Here is a 13,180-nt window from a genome sequence, read left to right as displayed (position 1 = left end):
GAAGCCGCGCCGGTTCAGCGCGCATCGCGTGTGACTTGCTGCTCGCCGCCCGCTCGCGCGGGCGGCGCTAACCATTAGCGATCGATTTCGCCGAACACGATGTCTTGCGTACCGATGATCGTGACGGCGTCGGCGATCATGTGACCGCGCGCCATTTCGTCGAGCGACGCCAGGTGCGCGAAACCCGGTGCGCGAATCTTGAGGCGATACGGCTTGTTGGCACCATCCGACACGAGGTAGATGCCGAACTCACCCTTCGGATGCTCGACCGCCGCGTACGCTTCGCCTTCCGGCACATGGAAACCTTCGGTGAAGAGCTTGAAGTGGTGAATCAAGTCTTCCATGTTGGTCTTCATGCCGACGCGCGACGGCGGTGCAACCTTGTGATTGTCCGTCATCACCGGGCCCGGATTCTTGCGGAGCCACTCAATACACTGTTTCGCGATGCGGATCGACTGGCGCATTTCTTCGACGCGCACCAGATAGCGGTCGTAGCAATCGCCGTTCACGCCGACCGGCACGTCGAAATCCATGCGATCGTACACTTCGTACGGCTGCTTCTTGCGCAGGTCCCAGGCGATGCCCGAGCCGCGCAGCATCGGGCCCGTCAGGCCCATCTGCAGCGCACGTTCCGGGCTGACCACGCCGATCCCGACCAGACGCTGTTTCCAGATCCGGTTGTCGGTGAGCAGCGTTTCGTATTCGTCGACGCACTTCGGGAAGCGCGTGAAGAAGTCGTCGATGAAGTCGAGCACCGAGCCGCTGCGCGCTTCGTTCATCTTCGCGAGCGCCTTCTCGTTGCGAATCTTCGACGCCTTGTATTGCGGCATTGCGTCAGGCAGATCGCGATAGACGCCGCCCGGACGATAGTACGCCGCGTGCATCCGGGCGCCGGACACCGCTTCGTACACGTCCATCAGGTCTTCACGCTCGCGGAACGCGTACAGGAACACGGCCATCGCGCCGACGTCGAGCGCGTGCGCGCCGATCCACATCAGGTGGTTCAGCACGCGCGTGATTTCGTCGAACAGCACGCGGATGTACTGCGCGCGCTCCGGCACTTCGATGCCGAGCAGCTTTTCGATCGCGAGCACGTAGCCGTGCTCGTTGACCATCATCGACACGTAGTCGAGACGGTCCATGTACGGCACGGACTGGATGAACGTTTTGGATTCCGCGAGCTTTTCCGTCGCGCGGTGCAGCAGGCCGATGTGCGGATCGGCACGCTGGATGACTTCGCCGTCGAGCTCGAGCACGAGGCGCAGCACGCCGTGCGCTGCCGGGTGCTGCGGGCCGAAGTTGAGCGTGTAGTTCTTGATTTCTGCCATGACGCCCCCTTAATGTTTCAGACCGCCATAGCGATCCTCGCGGATCACGCGCGGCGTGATTTCGCGCGGCTCGATCGTCACCGGCTGGTACACGACCCGCTTCTCTTCCGGGTCGTAACGCATTTCGACATAGCCCGACACCGGGAAGTCCTTGCGGAACGGGTGGCCGATGAAGCCGTAGTCGGTGAGGATGCGGCGCAGGTCGGGGTGGCCTTCGAACACGATGCCGTACAGGTCGAACGCTTCGCGCTCGTACCAGTTCGCGGAGGTCCAGATGTCGACCAGCGATGCCACGATCGGCAGGTCGTCGTCCGGCGCGAATGCACGCAGGCGCAGGCGCCAGTTGTTCGTGACCGACAGCAGGTGCGACACGGCCGCGAAACGCGGGCCGTCGTAGGCGCCGTCGCCGAAGGTCTGGTAGTCGACGCCGCACAGGTCGATCAGTTGCTCGAAACGGAGCTTCGGATCGTCGCGCAGCATCTTTGCGACTTCGAGGTAATCGCTCGCCTTCACGACGAGCGTCAGTTCACCGATCGCTTCGGTGAGGCTCACCACGCGCGCGCCGAGCGCGGCTTCGAGGTTTGCCTTGAGGGTCTCGATTTTGCTTGCCATATTGAGGGGACGCTCGGGGCTTTATTGACGGGCGATGGTATTGGTGCGGCGGATCTTCGCCTGAAGCTGGATCACGCCGTAGACCAGCGCCTCGGCCGTGGGCGGACAGCCCGGCACGTAGACGTCGACCGGCACGATCCGGTCGCAGCCGCGGACCACCGAGTACGAGTAGTGGTAGTAGCCACCGCCGTTCGCGCACGATCCCATCGAGATCACCCAGCGCGGCTCGGCCATCTGGTCGTACACGCGGCGCAGCGCAGGCGCCATCTTGTTGCAGAGCGTGCCGGCGACGATCATCACGTCCGACTGGCGCGGGCTCGGGCGGAACACGACGCCGAACCGGTCCAGGTCGTAACGGGCCGCGCCCGCATGCATCATTTCGACGGCGCAACACGCGAGCCCGAACGTCATCGGCCACAGCGAGCCGGTACGCGTCCAGTTGATCAGCTTGTCAGCCGTCGTGGTGACAAACCCTTCCTTCAAGACCCCTTCGATACTCATTTGCTTTCCACTCCAGACGAGCGACCGAGCGTGGCCGCCCATGCAAACCGGCGATTAACCCATCACTCCCAGTCGAGGCCGCCTTTCTTCCAGATATAGGCAAAGCCCAGCAGGAATTCGAGCAGAAAAATCATCATTGCGATGAAACCCGGCCAGCCGATATCCCGGAGCGCGACGCCCCACGGAAACAGGAATGCGGTTTCGAGATCGAAGATGATGAACAGGATGGCGACGAGGTAGTACCGGACGTCGAATTTCATCCGGGCGTCTTCAAAGGCTTCGAAGCCGCACTCGTACGGTGCGTTCTTCTCGACGTCCGGCTTGTTGGGACCAAGGAGCTTGCCGATGCTGACCAGCGCTATACCTAAACCAGTGCCCACGAGGAGGAACAACAAGACGGGGTAATAGGCTGCGAGGTTCAAGGCAATCCTCTATCGGTTGGTTCTGAGCGTCCGGAGAATACCACTATCCGGCGGAAGGAATCATTTCGGAGTGCAGGCGATCGCAAGACAACCGCAAGCACACCCCAGAAATGAAAAATGCCAGCCACTAGAAGCGGCTGGCATTGAGTAACTTTGGTGCCGACGGCGAGACTCGAACTCGCACAGCTTTCGCCACTACCCCCTCAAGATAGCGTGTCTACCAATTTCACCACGTCGGCACTGCATGCAACCGGGGTTGTAACTACTTGTTTCCCGCGAATCGCTTCAAGAATTAAATTCTAACCCGACTTCGAGATTTGTTCAACGCACAACCGCAAAAAATTTAACTTTTTATTTCGGGACGTCCTGGCCCGGCGCGCTTGCAGCCGAACCCGCGGCAGCAGATGCCGCGACAGCCGGCGCCGATGCCGCAGGCGCCGATGCCGGTGCGGTCGCGACCCCACCCAGCACGCCCGCCGACGGCGTCGACTTGTACGAACCGAGGTACGTCAGCGCGAGCGTCGCGACGAAGAAGATCGTCGCGAGAATGCCCGTCGTACGCGACAGGAAGTTCGCCGAGCCCGTTGCACCAAACAGGCTACCCGACGCGCCGCTGCCGAACGCAGCGCCCATGTCGGCACCCTTGCCGTGCTGCAACAGCACGAGACCAATCACACCCAGTGCAGACAGAACCTGCACCACAATAATCAGCGTCTTGAATAACAGCATCACACCCACCCGAATGGATCGGGCGACCGGACCGACCGGCCGCCGTCATGGTTCAATTCGATCTCGGACCGCTCAGCGCGCGGCCCGGCAGATCGCCAGGAAATCTTCCGCCTTCAGCGACGCGCCGCCGATCAGGCCACCGTCGATGTCCGGCTGCGCAAACAGCTCTTCCGCGTTGTCCGGCTTCACGCTGCCGCCGTACAGCACGGACACGTCCGCCGCACCCTTTGCCGCGAGACGCGCACGCAGGAACGCGTGCACGTCCTGCGCCTGCTCCGACGTCGCGCTCTTGCCCGTGCCGATCGCCCAGACCGGCTCGTACGCGACGACGATGCGCGCGGCCTCGTCGGCCGTCAGCACGGCCAGCACTGCGTCGAGCTGCGCACCGACCACCTGCTCGGTCGCGCCCGACTCACGCTCGTCGAGCGTCTCGCCGACGCACACGACAGGCGTGAGCCCCGCTGCGAGTGCGCGCTGCGTCTTCGCCGCGACCGTCTCGTTGCGTTCGCCGTGATACGCGCGGCGCTCCGAGTGACCGACGATCGCATAGCGTGCGCCGAACTCCGCGACCATCGCAGCCGCGACTTCACCGGTGAACGCGCCCTGCTCGTGCGCCGACACGTCCTGCGCACCCCAGGCGACACGGCCGCCGTCGAGCTGCGCCTGAACCTGCGCGAGATACGGGAACGGCACGCACACGCCGACCGACGTTTCGGCCGCCACCGCGCCCGCGCCCTGCACCACTTCGTTCAGCAACGCCTGGTTGCCGGCCAGCCGGCCGTGCATCTTCCAGTTGCCGATCACACGCTTAGTTCTCTGTTTCGACATCGTGTCTGTCTCGTCACCGCTTGGTCATTAACGCGCCGGAAACCGGCCGTCAGGTTTGATCTGGCGAAGCAAACCGGCGATTTTACTGCGCGCGCCTTGAACCGGTCAAACCGCGCATGTCAAGCCCGGCTACGCGGGCCGTCAGGCGTTCGTACCCCAATCGAGCACGATCTTGCCGGTGTGCTCGCTGCTTTCCATCAACGCATGCGCCTGCGCGGCGTCCGCCGCCGGCAATACGCGATAGATCACCGGCTTGATGCGGCCGTCGGCAAGCAGCGGCCACACGCGCGCCTTCAACTGCGCGGCGATCTGCGCCTTGAATTCGACCGGACGCGGGCGCAGCGTCGAACCCGTGATGGTCAGCCGCCGACGCAGGATCTCGCTCAGGTTGACGTCGGCCTTCGCGCCGCCGAGCAGCGCGATCAGCACCAGACGGCCGCCATCCGCGAGCGCGGACAGTTCGCGTGGCACGTACGAGCCCGCCACCATGTCGAGGATCACGTCGACGCCGCGATCGTGCGTCAGCGACTTCACGACCTCGACGAAGTCTTCCGTCTTGTAGTTGATCGCACGCTCCGCGCCGAGCGCCTCGCACGCGCGGCACTTGTCGGCCGTACCCGCCGTCGCGAACACCCGAAAGCCGAGCGCATGCGCGATCTGGATCGCCGTCACGCCGATGCCGCTCGAACCGCCCTGCACGAGCAGCGTTTCCTGCTCGCCGCCCTCGCCCGCGCCGAGCTTCGCGCGGTCGAACACGTTGCTCCACACCGTGAAAAACGTCTCGGGCAGCGACGCGGCCTCGATATCGGTGAGCCCGTCGGGCACCGGCAGGCATTGCGGCAGCGGCGCGACCGCATATTCCGCATAGCCGCCGCCCGCGAGCAGCGCGCACACGCGATCGCCGAGCTTCAGGCCGAACGGGTTCTGAACAGCGTCGGACAGGTCGCCGCCAACGATCTCGCCCGCGACCTCGAGGCCCGGCAGATCCGACGCACCCGGCGGCGGCGCATAGGCACCCTTGCGCTGGAACACGTCGGGCCGGTTCACGCCGGAAGCCGCCACCTTGATCAGCACTTCGCCGCGCTTCGGTTCGGGGCGCGGACGCTCCGCAAGCTTCAGCACGTCGGGGGCGCCGAACTCGGTGATTTCGATGGCTTTCATGGTGTGGGTCGCTCCAGGATCAGGATCGGAATCGGATGGCGCGCCCGCACGCGGCACGGGCGCCTGCCGGCGCTGCTGCGCCGCACAACGATGCTACAGAAAAAACGGCCGGCACGCTTTCGCACTGCCGGCCGTTGGTCCGCCTATCCGCTTACTGCTGCGGCGGCGTGTCCGATTGCGACGCCGCCGCTGCTTCGTTCAGCAGCGCCTTTGCCGACAGACGCACACGACCCTTTTCGTCCGTCTGGATGACCTTGACCTTCACTTGCTGGCCTTCCTTCAGGTAGTCGTTGATGTCCTTCACACGCTCGTTGACGATTTCCGAGATGTGCAGCAGGCCATCCTTGCCTGGCAGCAGGTTCACGATCGCGCCGAAATCGAGCAGCTTCAGAACCGTGCCTTCGTACACCTGGCCCACTTCGATCTCGGCCGTGATCTGCTCGATGCGCTTCTTCGCTTCGGCCATGCCGTCGCTGTTCGTGCTCGCGATCGTCACGACGCCGTCGTCGGAGATGTCGATGGTCGTGCCGGTTTCTTCCGTCAGCGCGCGGATCACCGAACCGCCCTTGCCGATCACGTCGCGGATCTTTTCCGGGTTGATCTTGATCGTGATCATGCGCGGCGCGAATTCCGACAGTTGCGTGTTCGCCCCCGAAACCGCCGACGTCATCTTGCCGAGGATGTGCATGCGGCCTTCCTTCGCCTGCGCGAGCGCGACCTGCATGATTTCCTTCGTGATGCCCTGGATCTTGATGTCCATCTGCAGTGCCGTCACGCCTTGTTCCGTGCCGGCCACCTTGAAGTCCATGTCGCCGAGGTGATCTTCGTCGCCGAGGATGTCGGTCAGCACCGCGAACTTGTTGCCTTCGAGGATCAGGCCCATCGCGATACCCGCGACGTGCGCCTTCATCGGCACGCCGGCGTCCATCAGCGCGAGGCAGCCGCCGCACACCGATGCCATCGACGACGAACCGTTCGATTCGGTGATTTCCGACACGACGCGGATCGAGTAGCCGAATTCGTCGGCGCTCGGCAGGCACTTGACCAGTGCGCGCTTCGCGAGGCGGCCGTGGCCGATTTCGCGGCGCTTCGGCGAGCCGACGCGGCCCGTTTCGCCGGTCGCGAACGGGGGCATGTTGTAGTGGAGCATGAAGCGCTCGCGGTACTCGCCTTCGAGCGCGTCGATGATCTGCTCGTCACCCTTCGTGCCGAGCGTCGCGACGACCAGCGCCTGCGTCTCGCCGCGCGTGAACAGCGCCGAGCCGTGGGTACGCGGCAGCACGCCGGTGCGGATCTCGATCGGGCGCACGGTGCGCGTGTCGCGGCCGTCGATGCGCGGCTCGCCGTTCAGGATCTGCGAACGGACGATCTTCGCTTCGATGTCGAACAGCACGTTGCCGACCGTTGCCTTGTCGGCTGCGACCGTACCGGCTGCCTGCGCATCTTCCTCGAGCTTCGCCGAGGTTGCCGCGTAGACTTCCTTCAGCTTGGTCGAGCGCGCCTGTTTGTCGCGGAGCTGGTAAGCAGCGAGCAGGTCGTTCTGTGCCAGCTCGGTCACGCGTGCGATCAGCGCTTCGTTCTTCGGCGCCGGCTGCCAGTCCCATTCGGGCTTGCCGCCTTCGCGGACCAGTTCGTGGATCGCGTCGATCGCGACCTGCATTTGCTCGTGGCCGAACACCACGGCGCCCAGCATCACGTCTTCCGACAGCTGATCGGCTTCCGATTCGACCATCAGCACGGCACGTTCCGTACCTGCGACGACGAGGTCGAGGCTCGACGCCTTGATCTGGTCACGCGTCGGGTTCAGCACGTATGCGTTGTCGATGTAGGCCACGCGTGCGGCACCGACCGGGCCGTTGAACGGCAGGCCCGACACGGCGAGCGCAGCCGATGCGCCGATCAGCGCGGGGATGTCCGCCGGGATTTCCGGGTTCACGGACAGCACGTGGATCACGACCTGGACTTCGTTGTAGAAGCCTTCCGGGAACAGCGGGCGCAGCGGACGGTCGATCAGGCGCGACGTCAGCGTCTCGTGCTCCGACGGACGGCCTTCGCGACGGAAGAAGCCGCCCGGGATCTTGCCGGCCGAGTAGGTCTTCTCGAGGTAGTCGACGGTCAGCGGGAAGAAATCCTGACCCGGCTTCGCCGACTTCGCGCCGACGACGGTTGCCAGCACGACGGTGTCTTCGACGTCGACGATCACGGCGCCGCTTGCCTGGCGAGCGACTTCACCGGTTTCGAGGCGCACCTTGTGCTGGCCCCACTGGAATTCCTTCACGACCTTGTTGAACATGGACATGGTTGCTCCTTTGAATTCATGCATTTCATTCGCCGCACCGGCCATCCCGCGCGGCGGCGTCCCGACCGAATCACCCGGAGCAAGGTGTGTTTTTTATGCCATTCCAGCGCGGCGCTCATGCAGCGACGCGCTGGAATGACACAAATCCTGCCCCGGTATCAGTCGTTGCGGCAGCCCGGCACAACCGTGCCGGACAGCCTGCGGTGCGTGTGACGCTACGCACCGCGCAAAAACAAAATGCCTGTATCAGCGGACTGACACAGGCATCTTGCTGGCGGCAATCGCCTCGATTACTTACGCAGACCCAGCTTCTCGATCAGTGCGCGGTAACGGTCGGCATCCTTGCCCTTGAGGTAGTCGAGCAGCTTGCGGCGGCGGCTCACCATGCGCAGCAGACCGCGGCGGCTGTGATGATCCTTCGCGTGGGTCTTGAAGTGACCCGTCAGTTCGACGATACGTGCGGTCAGCAGTGCGACCTGGACTTCGGGGCTCCCCGTGTCGTTGGTACCGCGGGCGAACTGAGCAACAACTTCCGACTTCTTGATATCTGCAACAGACATGTGATTTCCTTTCTAACTGAACAGGCGGACACGGAAGAATGGCCGTGCCGTGACTTACAACCGGCGCGCATTGTAGCACAACTCCGCGCCGTTCTTACCGCCTCCTGTCACGGGCGCGTCATCGAGCAGGCGGACGGCATCTCCGTGCGCGGCGCCGGCACCGCGAGCACCGTCCGGAAACCGTAGCCCGAGCCCTCGTTGTCGAAGCGCACGCCCGGCGTGCCGACCTTGTCCATCTCCATCACGTAAAGGGGCTGGATCAGCTGGTGATCCAGCGCGCGCATTCGCGACGCGTGGAATCCGTCGTCGAACGACAGGCTCTCGAGCGCGCGGGCGACCGCGACGGGGTCGGCGGTACCCGCGCGGTTCATCGCGACGGCCAGCATCTCGATCATCAGGCTCATCCGTCGCACCGGATAGTCGTCCTGGGCGGCCGGAAAACGGCTCCGGAACGCGCGGTAGAACGCATCCGATTTCGCGCCGCCCGCGTTCGGGTGCCAGTCCGCCACGGCCACGACCCGCCCGACACCGGCGTCGCCAAGCGCCGCCGGCGCGCCGAGGCTGTTGCCGTAGAAGGTATAGAACTTCGCATTCAGCCCCTGCTCGCGCGCCGCCTTCACGAGCAGCGTGAGGTCGTTGCCCCAGTTGCCGGTCACGACGGCGTCGGCGCCGCTCGCACGGATCTTCGCGACGTACGGCGAGAAATCCTTGATCCGGCCGATCGGGTGGAATTCGTCGCCGGCGATCGTCACGTCCGGGCGCCGCGCAGCCAGCGCCTGTCGGGCGAGCGCGCTGACGTCGCGGCCGAAGCTGTAGTCCTGGTTCAGCAGGTAGACCTTGTGGAGCGCGCGGTCGCGCGCCATCACGTCCGCGAGCGCGGCCATCCGCATGCCCGCATGCGCATCGAAGCGGAAATGCCAGAAGCTGCAGCGCGCGCCGGTCAGCGCCGGATCGTCGGCCGAATAGTTGAGGAACAGCATCCGGCTGTCCGGATCGCGCGCGTTCAGCTTGTCGAGCGCCGCGACGAGCGCGGCAGCGACGGCCGAACTGTTGCCCTGCGTGACGAACCCGATATGGCGGTCCGCGGCCGCGCGCAACTGCACGAGCGCCTCCTCGGGGCTCCCTTTGCTGTCGAGCACCACGAGCTCGAGCGGATGCGCGCCATCGTGCAGCTTCACGCCGCCCGCCGCATTGACCTGCTCGACGCCGAAGCGCAAGTTGCGCTCGACCGCCGCGCCCGCATTCGCGAACGGGCCCGACATCCCTTCGATCAGCGCGATCCGCACCGGCTCGCCGCCGGCAAACGCCGACGACACCAGCATCCATCCCGCGCTCAGCGCGAGCGCGCACCGCTTCCACCCCTGCATCGGCCACCTGCCCCTCAATCTGCCCGAGAAGCGCGGATCATAGGCCTGCGCCCCCGCCGCCCGCAAGCGTGACCGTGGCGGCGATCCGTACCGATTTTTTCCGCGCGATGCGCGGCCGCACGCCGTCCGTGATAAAACGGGACTTGTTTCCGTGTTCTGGAGAATCCCCATGCGCATTCGCATTTCCGCGCGCCTGCCGGTGCTGGTCGCCAGTGCCGCCGCGCTGCTGGCCGGTTGCGCGCAACCGTGGCAGCAATACCAGGCCGGCCAGGACGAGTCGGCGATCGTCGCACGCATGGGCCCGCCGCGCGAAATCTACGACCTGCCCGGCGGCGGCAAGCGCCTGATGTGGCCGACCCAGCCGATGGGCGAAATCACCATCGCGGCCGACGTCGACGCGGCCCACAAGATCGTCAACGTGCGCCAGGTCCTGCAGCCGAACGAGTTCTATCGGGCAGAGATCGGCAAGTGGACGAAGACCGACGTACTCGTGAACTTCGGACGCCCCGTCGAGACGTCCTACTTCCCGCTGATGAAGCGCGAGGTGTGGACTTACCGGTATCTCGAGGACAACGTCTGGTACATGATGTACAGCTTCTACTTCGATCCGCAGGGCATCCTGCGCATCACGCAGAAAACGCCCGACCCGCTGCACGACCCCGACCGCCGCAACCTGTTCTGACCGATTACGCATTTACGCGCAATTTTCAGCATGGCCATTCACGAATCATTGCGTGAATGGCCATTTCCTTTTTTCCGCTTCCCGATTAATTCGGAAAATGCGACGGAAATCTTTTCCGATCGATGACATTTCGATGGCACCTCGCTGACATCCGCGTCATGCGGGCCTTTGCGCGGAAACAGGCATGTGCAGTGCATGTCATGCGGCGAATTGGTGCACGCCATGCACTGCGCCAAATCAATTTGAAACAAATTGTTTCAGCACCCCCGAAGTGCTAGGGCATACCCCTAATATCAGTCGAAAACCAACCTTTCAATTTAGAAAGCATGCCATTGCGACATTTTCGTCGATATTCGTTTGCCTTAATCAAAAAGGAGTCCTCATGAATCGCCCAAAGAGCATGCTGGTTGCCAACATCGCCTGGGCCCGCGAAACGCGTGAATACACGCCCGGCTTCTTCGACGCGCTCGCGCGCGGCCAGAATCCGCGCGTGCTGTGGATCGGCTGCGCCGACAGCCGCGTGCCGGCCGAGACCATCACGCACTGCGCGCCCGGCGAGCTGTTCGTCCATCGCAACATCGCGAACCTGTTCCATCCCGACGACGACAATTCCGCCAGCGTCCTCGAGTACGCGGTGCGCGTGCTGCAGGTCGACCACGTGATCGTATGCGGGCACTACGGATGCGGCGGCGTACGCGCGTCGCTGCTGCCGCCGCCGTCCGACCTGCCGCACGTCGCGCGCCGCATCGCGCCGCTCTGCGCGCTCGCGCGGCGCCATCGCGACATGCTGGACGGGCTGGACGACGCGGCCGCCGCCGACCGCCTCGCCGAACTCAACGTGCTCGAACAGGTGAAGCTGCTGCGCGCGTCCCCGATCGTGCAGGGCCACGAGCGGCCGCCGCTCGTGCACGGCTGGATCTTTTCGCTCGCCGACGGCCGCCTGCAGGAACTCGATTCCGGCTACACCACGCCGCCCGCCGACGTCGAACCCGTGCAGGCCGCGACGGCCGGCGCGCTCGGCTGACCTACCCCGCCCCCAAGCCAATGAAATCGCCCCAACCATGAAACTGAACGAGCGCCTGTCCACCCTGCCGCGCGACATCGTCGCCGGCGTCGTCGTTTTCCTCGTCGCGCTGCCGCTGTGTCTCGGCATCGCCAATGCATCCGGCGTCGAACCGTTCGCCGGGCTCGTGTCCGGGATCGTCGGCGGCATCGTCGTCGCGCTGCTGAGCGGCTCGTCGCTGTCCGTCAGCGGGCCGGCCGCCGGCCTCGTCGTGATCGTCGTCGAAGGGATCGCACAACTCGGCAGCTTCTCCGCGTTCCTGCTCGCGGTGCTGCTGTCCGGCGTCCTGCAGTTCGGGTTCGGCATGCTGCGCGCCGGCCGCTTCGCCGCCTATGTGCCGTCACCCGTCATCAAGGGCATGCTCGCCGCGATCGGCCTGCTGCTGATCGTGAAGCAGATTCCGTTCGCCTTCGGTATCGGCGGCTCGGCCGCGCAATCGTTTGCGAATTGGCCGGGCCTGCCGGTCGCGTGGGCCGCGACGGCCATCGCGCTCGCCTCGCTCGCGCTGCTGGTCGCATGGGACACGCCCGCGCTGCGCCGCTTCGCGCTGGTGCGTTCGGTGCCGGCCCCGCTCGCGGTGGTCGTGCTGGGTATCGGCGCCACGCTCGTGCTGAGCGTCGTCGCACCGTCAGTGGCGCCGGGCGCCGCCCATCGCGTGACGCTGCCCGAACTCGGATCGTTCGCGGCCTTCGCGGCGTCGTTCAAGCATGCGGAGCTCGGCCCGAACTTCGCGCAGCTCGTCAATCCTGACGTGTGGCGGGTCGCGATCACGCTCGCGGTCGTCGCAAGCCTCGAGACGCTGCTGAGCCTCGAAGCCGTCGAACAGATCGATCCGAAGCGCCGGCCGACCCAGCCCGACCGCGAGCTCAAGGCCCAGGGTGTCGGCAATCTCGTCGCGGGCGCGGTCGGCGGGCTGCCGATCACGTCGGTGATCGTGCGCAGCTCGGTGAACGTCAATGCGGGCGCGCAAAGCCGGATGTCGGCGATCGTGCACGGGATGCTGCTGCTCGCGAGCGTGTTCGCGCTCACGGGACTGATCAACCTGATCCCGCTCGCGAGCCTGGCCGCGATCCTGATCCACACCGGCTTCAAGCTCGCGAAACCGGCGCTGTTCCGCTCGGTGATGAAACAGGGGCCAGCCGCATTCGTGCCGTTCGCCGCGACGATCGCCGGCGTGCTCGCGGTCGACCTGCTGTTCGGCATCGCGCTCGGCCTCGCGTGCAGCGTGCTGGCAGTCGCCGTCGCGAACCTGAAGAGCCCCGTCACGCTCGCGCAGCACGACGACCACTTCCTGCTGTCGTTCCGCAAGGACGTGTCGTTTCTCGGCAAGGTGCAGGTCAAGCATCACCTGCGGCACATTCCCGACCGGGCCGCGGTGATCATCGACGCGACGCGCGCCGACTATATCGATCACGACGTGCTCGAACTGCTCGACGCGTTCGTCGCCGATGCGCCGAGACGCGGGATCGCGGTCGAGTTCCGGCGGCGCAGCCCGGCGCCGCGTACGGCCGCGCGCCGCTGGCTGTTCCGTGCGCCGGCCGCCGAATGAGCAGTGGATGAGTGAGTAAATGAAAAAACGCCCCGGCGGCACAGGGCCGCACGGGGCGTTTCGGTGATGCGCAGCGCGC

General features: G+C 65.1%; 13 protein-coding genes and 1 tRNA gene. 3 read left to right on the top strand and 11 right to left on the bottom strand.

The annotated features are described in order from the left end of the window. Positions 1–74 precede the first annotated feature (74 nt). The 11 genes from G3N96_RS03625 to G3N96_RS03575 form a co-directional block, all read right to left on the bottom strand. On the bottom strand, positions 75–1,328 hold the full coding sequence (locus G3N96_RS03625; RefSeq protein ID WP_006478265.1) for an NADH-quinone oxidoreductase subunit D: 1,254 nt from the start codon (positions 1,326–1,328) through the stop codon (positions 75–77). Positions 1,329–1,337: 9 nt separating this feature from the next. Continuing rightward, positions 1,338–1,940 carry an NADH-quinone oxidoreductase subunit C gene (locus G3N96_RS03620; protein WP_043188849.1) on the bottom strand — a complete coding sequence of 201 codons (603 nt, stop codon included), beginning with the start codon at positions 1,938–1,940 and terminating at the stop codon, positions 1,338–1,340. 21 nt (positions 1,941–1,961) lie between these two features. Beyond that, the gene (locus G3N96_RS03615; RefSeq protein WP_006398799.1) at positions 1,962–2,441 is read right to left on the bottom strand and encodes an NADH-quinone oxidoreductase subunit B; all 480 of its coding nucleotides are present in this window, start codon (positions 2,439–2,441) and stop codon (positions 1,962–1,964) included. A gap of 62 nt (positions 2,442–2,503) precedes the next feature. Then, on the bottom strand, positions 2,504–2,863 hold the full coding sequence (locus tag G3N96_RS03610; protein WP_006398798.1) for an NADH-quinone oxidoreductase subunit A: 360 nt from the start codon (positions 2,861–2,863) through the stop codon (positions 2,504–2,506). Positions 2,864–3,017: 154 nt separating this feature from the next. Next, a tRNA-Leu gene (locus G3N96_RS03605) sits at positions 3,018–3,102 on the bottom strand. Positions 3,103–3,214: 112 nt separating this feature from the next. After that, complete coding sequence (gene secG, locus G3N96_RS03600) at positions 3,215–3,592, bottom strand: preprotein translocase subunit SecG (RefSeq protein ID WP_011352700.1); 378 nt, start codon at positions 3,590–3,592, stop codon at positions 3,215–3,217. A gap of 72 nt (positions 3,593–3,664) precedes the next feature. After that, the gene (gene tpiA, locus G3N96_RS03595; protein ID WP_206136248.1) at positions 3,665–4,420 is read right to left on the bottom strand and encodes a triose-phosphate isomerase; all 756 of its coding nucleotides are present in this window, start codon (positions 4,418–4,420) and stop codon (positions 3,665–3,667) included. Between the two features lie 141 nt (positions 4,421–4,561). Then, a complete protein-coding gene (locus G3N96_RS03590; RefSeq protein ID WP_206136247.1) occupies positions 4,562–5,581 on the bottom strand; it encodes an NAD(P)H-quinone oxidoreductase in 1,020 nt (339 codons plus the stop codon). A 151-nt stretch (positions 5,582–5,732) separates the two neighbouring features. Further along, positions 5,733–7,880: a polyribonucleotide nucleotidyltransferase gene (gene pnp / locus G3N96_RS03585; RefSeq protein WP_124582744.1), complete on the bottom strand. Its 2,148-nt coding sequence runs from the start codon at positions 7,878–7,880 to the stop codon at positions 5,733–5,735. 290 nt (positions 7,881–8,170) lie between these two features. After that, complete coding sequence (gene rpsO, locus G3N96_RS03580) at positions 8,171–8,440, bottom strand: 30S ribosomal protein S15 (RefSeq protein ID WP_006398792.1); 270 nt, start codon at positions 8,438–8,440, stop codon at positions 8,171–8,173. 107 nt (positions 8,441–8,547) lie between these two features. Continuing rightward, positions 8,548–9,807 (bottom strand): branched-chain amino acid ABC transporter substrate-binding protein, encoded by a 1,260-nt coding sequence (locus G3N96_RS03575; RefSeq protein WP_206136246.1) that lies wholly within the window; start codon positions 9,805–9,807, stop codon positions 8,548–8,550. 169 nt (positions 9,808–9,976) lie between these two features. Between G3N96_RS03575 and G3N96_RS03570 the strand changes: the two genes are divergently transcribed. The 3 genes from G3N96_RS03570 (at position 9,977) to G3N96_RS03560 (ending at position 13,101) form a co-directional block, all read left to right on the top strand. Further along, on the top strand, positions 9,977–10,489 hold the full coding sequence (locus tag G3N96_RS03570) for a hypothetical protein (RefSeq protein ID WP_069248473.1): 513 nt from the start codon (positions 9,977–9,979) through the stop codon (positions 10,487–10,489). Between the two features lie 382 nt (positions 10,490–10,871). Further along, a complete protein-coding gene (locus tag G3N96_RS03565) occupies positions 10,872–11,513 on the top strand; it encodes a carbonic anhydrase (RefSeq protein ID WP_206136245.1) in 642 nt (213 codons plus the stop codon). 37 nt (positions 11,514–11,550) lie between these two features. Continuing rightward, positions 11,551–13,101 (top strand): SulP family inorganic anion transporter, encoded by a 1,551-nt coding sequence (locus tag G3N96_RS03560; protein WP_206136244.1) that lies wholly within the window; start codon positions 11,551–11,553, stop codon positions 13,099–13,101. Positions 13,102–13,180 lie beyond the last annotated feature (79 nt).

This window comes from Burkholderia sp. Se-20373 (assembly GCF_017104705.1).
Taxonomy (GTDB): Bacteria; Pseudomonadota; Gammaproteobacteria; order Burkholderiales; family Burkholderiaceae; genus Burkholderia.
This window is presented reverse-complemented; position numbering and strand designations above follow the sequence as displayed.

What these genes read in the sequence shown, in the direction of transcription:
- pnp (WP_124582744.1), bottom strand. Translation starts at nt 7,880, where the DNA reads ATGTCCATGTTCAACAAGGTCGTGAAGGAATTCCAGTGGGGCCAGCAC.
- rpsO (WP_006398792.1), bottom strand. Translation starts at nt 8,440, where the DNA reads ATGTCTGTTGCAGATATCAAGAAGTCGGAAGTTGTTGCTCAGTTCGCC.
- G3N96_RS03590 (WP_206136247.1), bottom strand. Translation starts at nt 5,581, where the DNA reads ATGAAAGCCATCGAAATCACCGAGTTCGGCGCCCCCGACGTGCTGAAG.
- G3N96_RS03575 (WP_206136246.1), bottom strand. Translation starts at nt 9,807, where the DNA reads ATGCAGGGGTGGAAGCGGTGCGCGCTCGCGCTGAGCGCGGGATGGATG.
- G3N96_RS03560 (WP_206136244.1), top strand. Translation starts at nt 11,551, where the DNA reads ATGAAACTGAACGAGCGCCTGTCCACCCTGCCGCGCGACATCGTCGCC.
- G3N96_RS03620 (WP_043188849.1), bottom strand. Translation starts at nt 1,940, where the DNA reads ATGGCAAGCAAAATCGAGACCCTCAAGGCAAACCTCGAAGCCGCGCTC.
- secG (WP_011352700.1), bottom strand. Translation starts at nt 3,592, where the DNA reads ATGCTGTTATTCAAGACGCTGATTATTGTGGTGCAGGTTCTGTCTGCA.
- G3N96_RS03565 (WP_206136245.1), top strand. Translation starts at nt 10,872, where the DNA reads ATGAATCGCCCAAAGAGCATGCTGGTTGCCAACATCGCCTGGGCCCGC.
- G3N96_RS03615 (WP_006398799.1), bottom strand. Translation starts at nt 2,441, where the DNA reads ATGAGTATCGAAGGGGTCTTGAAGGAAGGGTTTGTCACCACGACGGCT.
- G3N96_RS03625 (WP_006478265.1), bottom strand. Translation starts at nt 1,328, where the DNA reads ATGGCAGAAATCAAGAACTACACGCTCAACTTCGGCCCGCAGCACCCG.
- G3N96_RS03570 (WP_069248473.1), top strand. Translation starts at nt 9,977, where the DNA reads ATGCGCATTCGCATTTCCGCGCGCCTGCCGGTGCTGGTCGCCAGTGCC.
- tpiA (WP_206136248.1), bottom strand. Translation starts at nt 4,420, where the DNA reads ATGTCGAAACAGAGAACTAAGCGTGTGATCGGCAACTGGAAGATGCAC.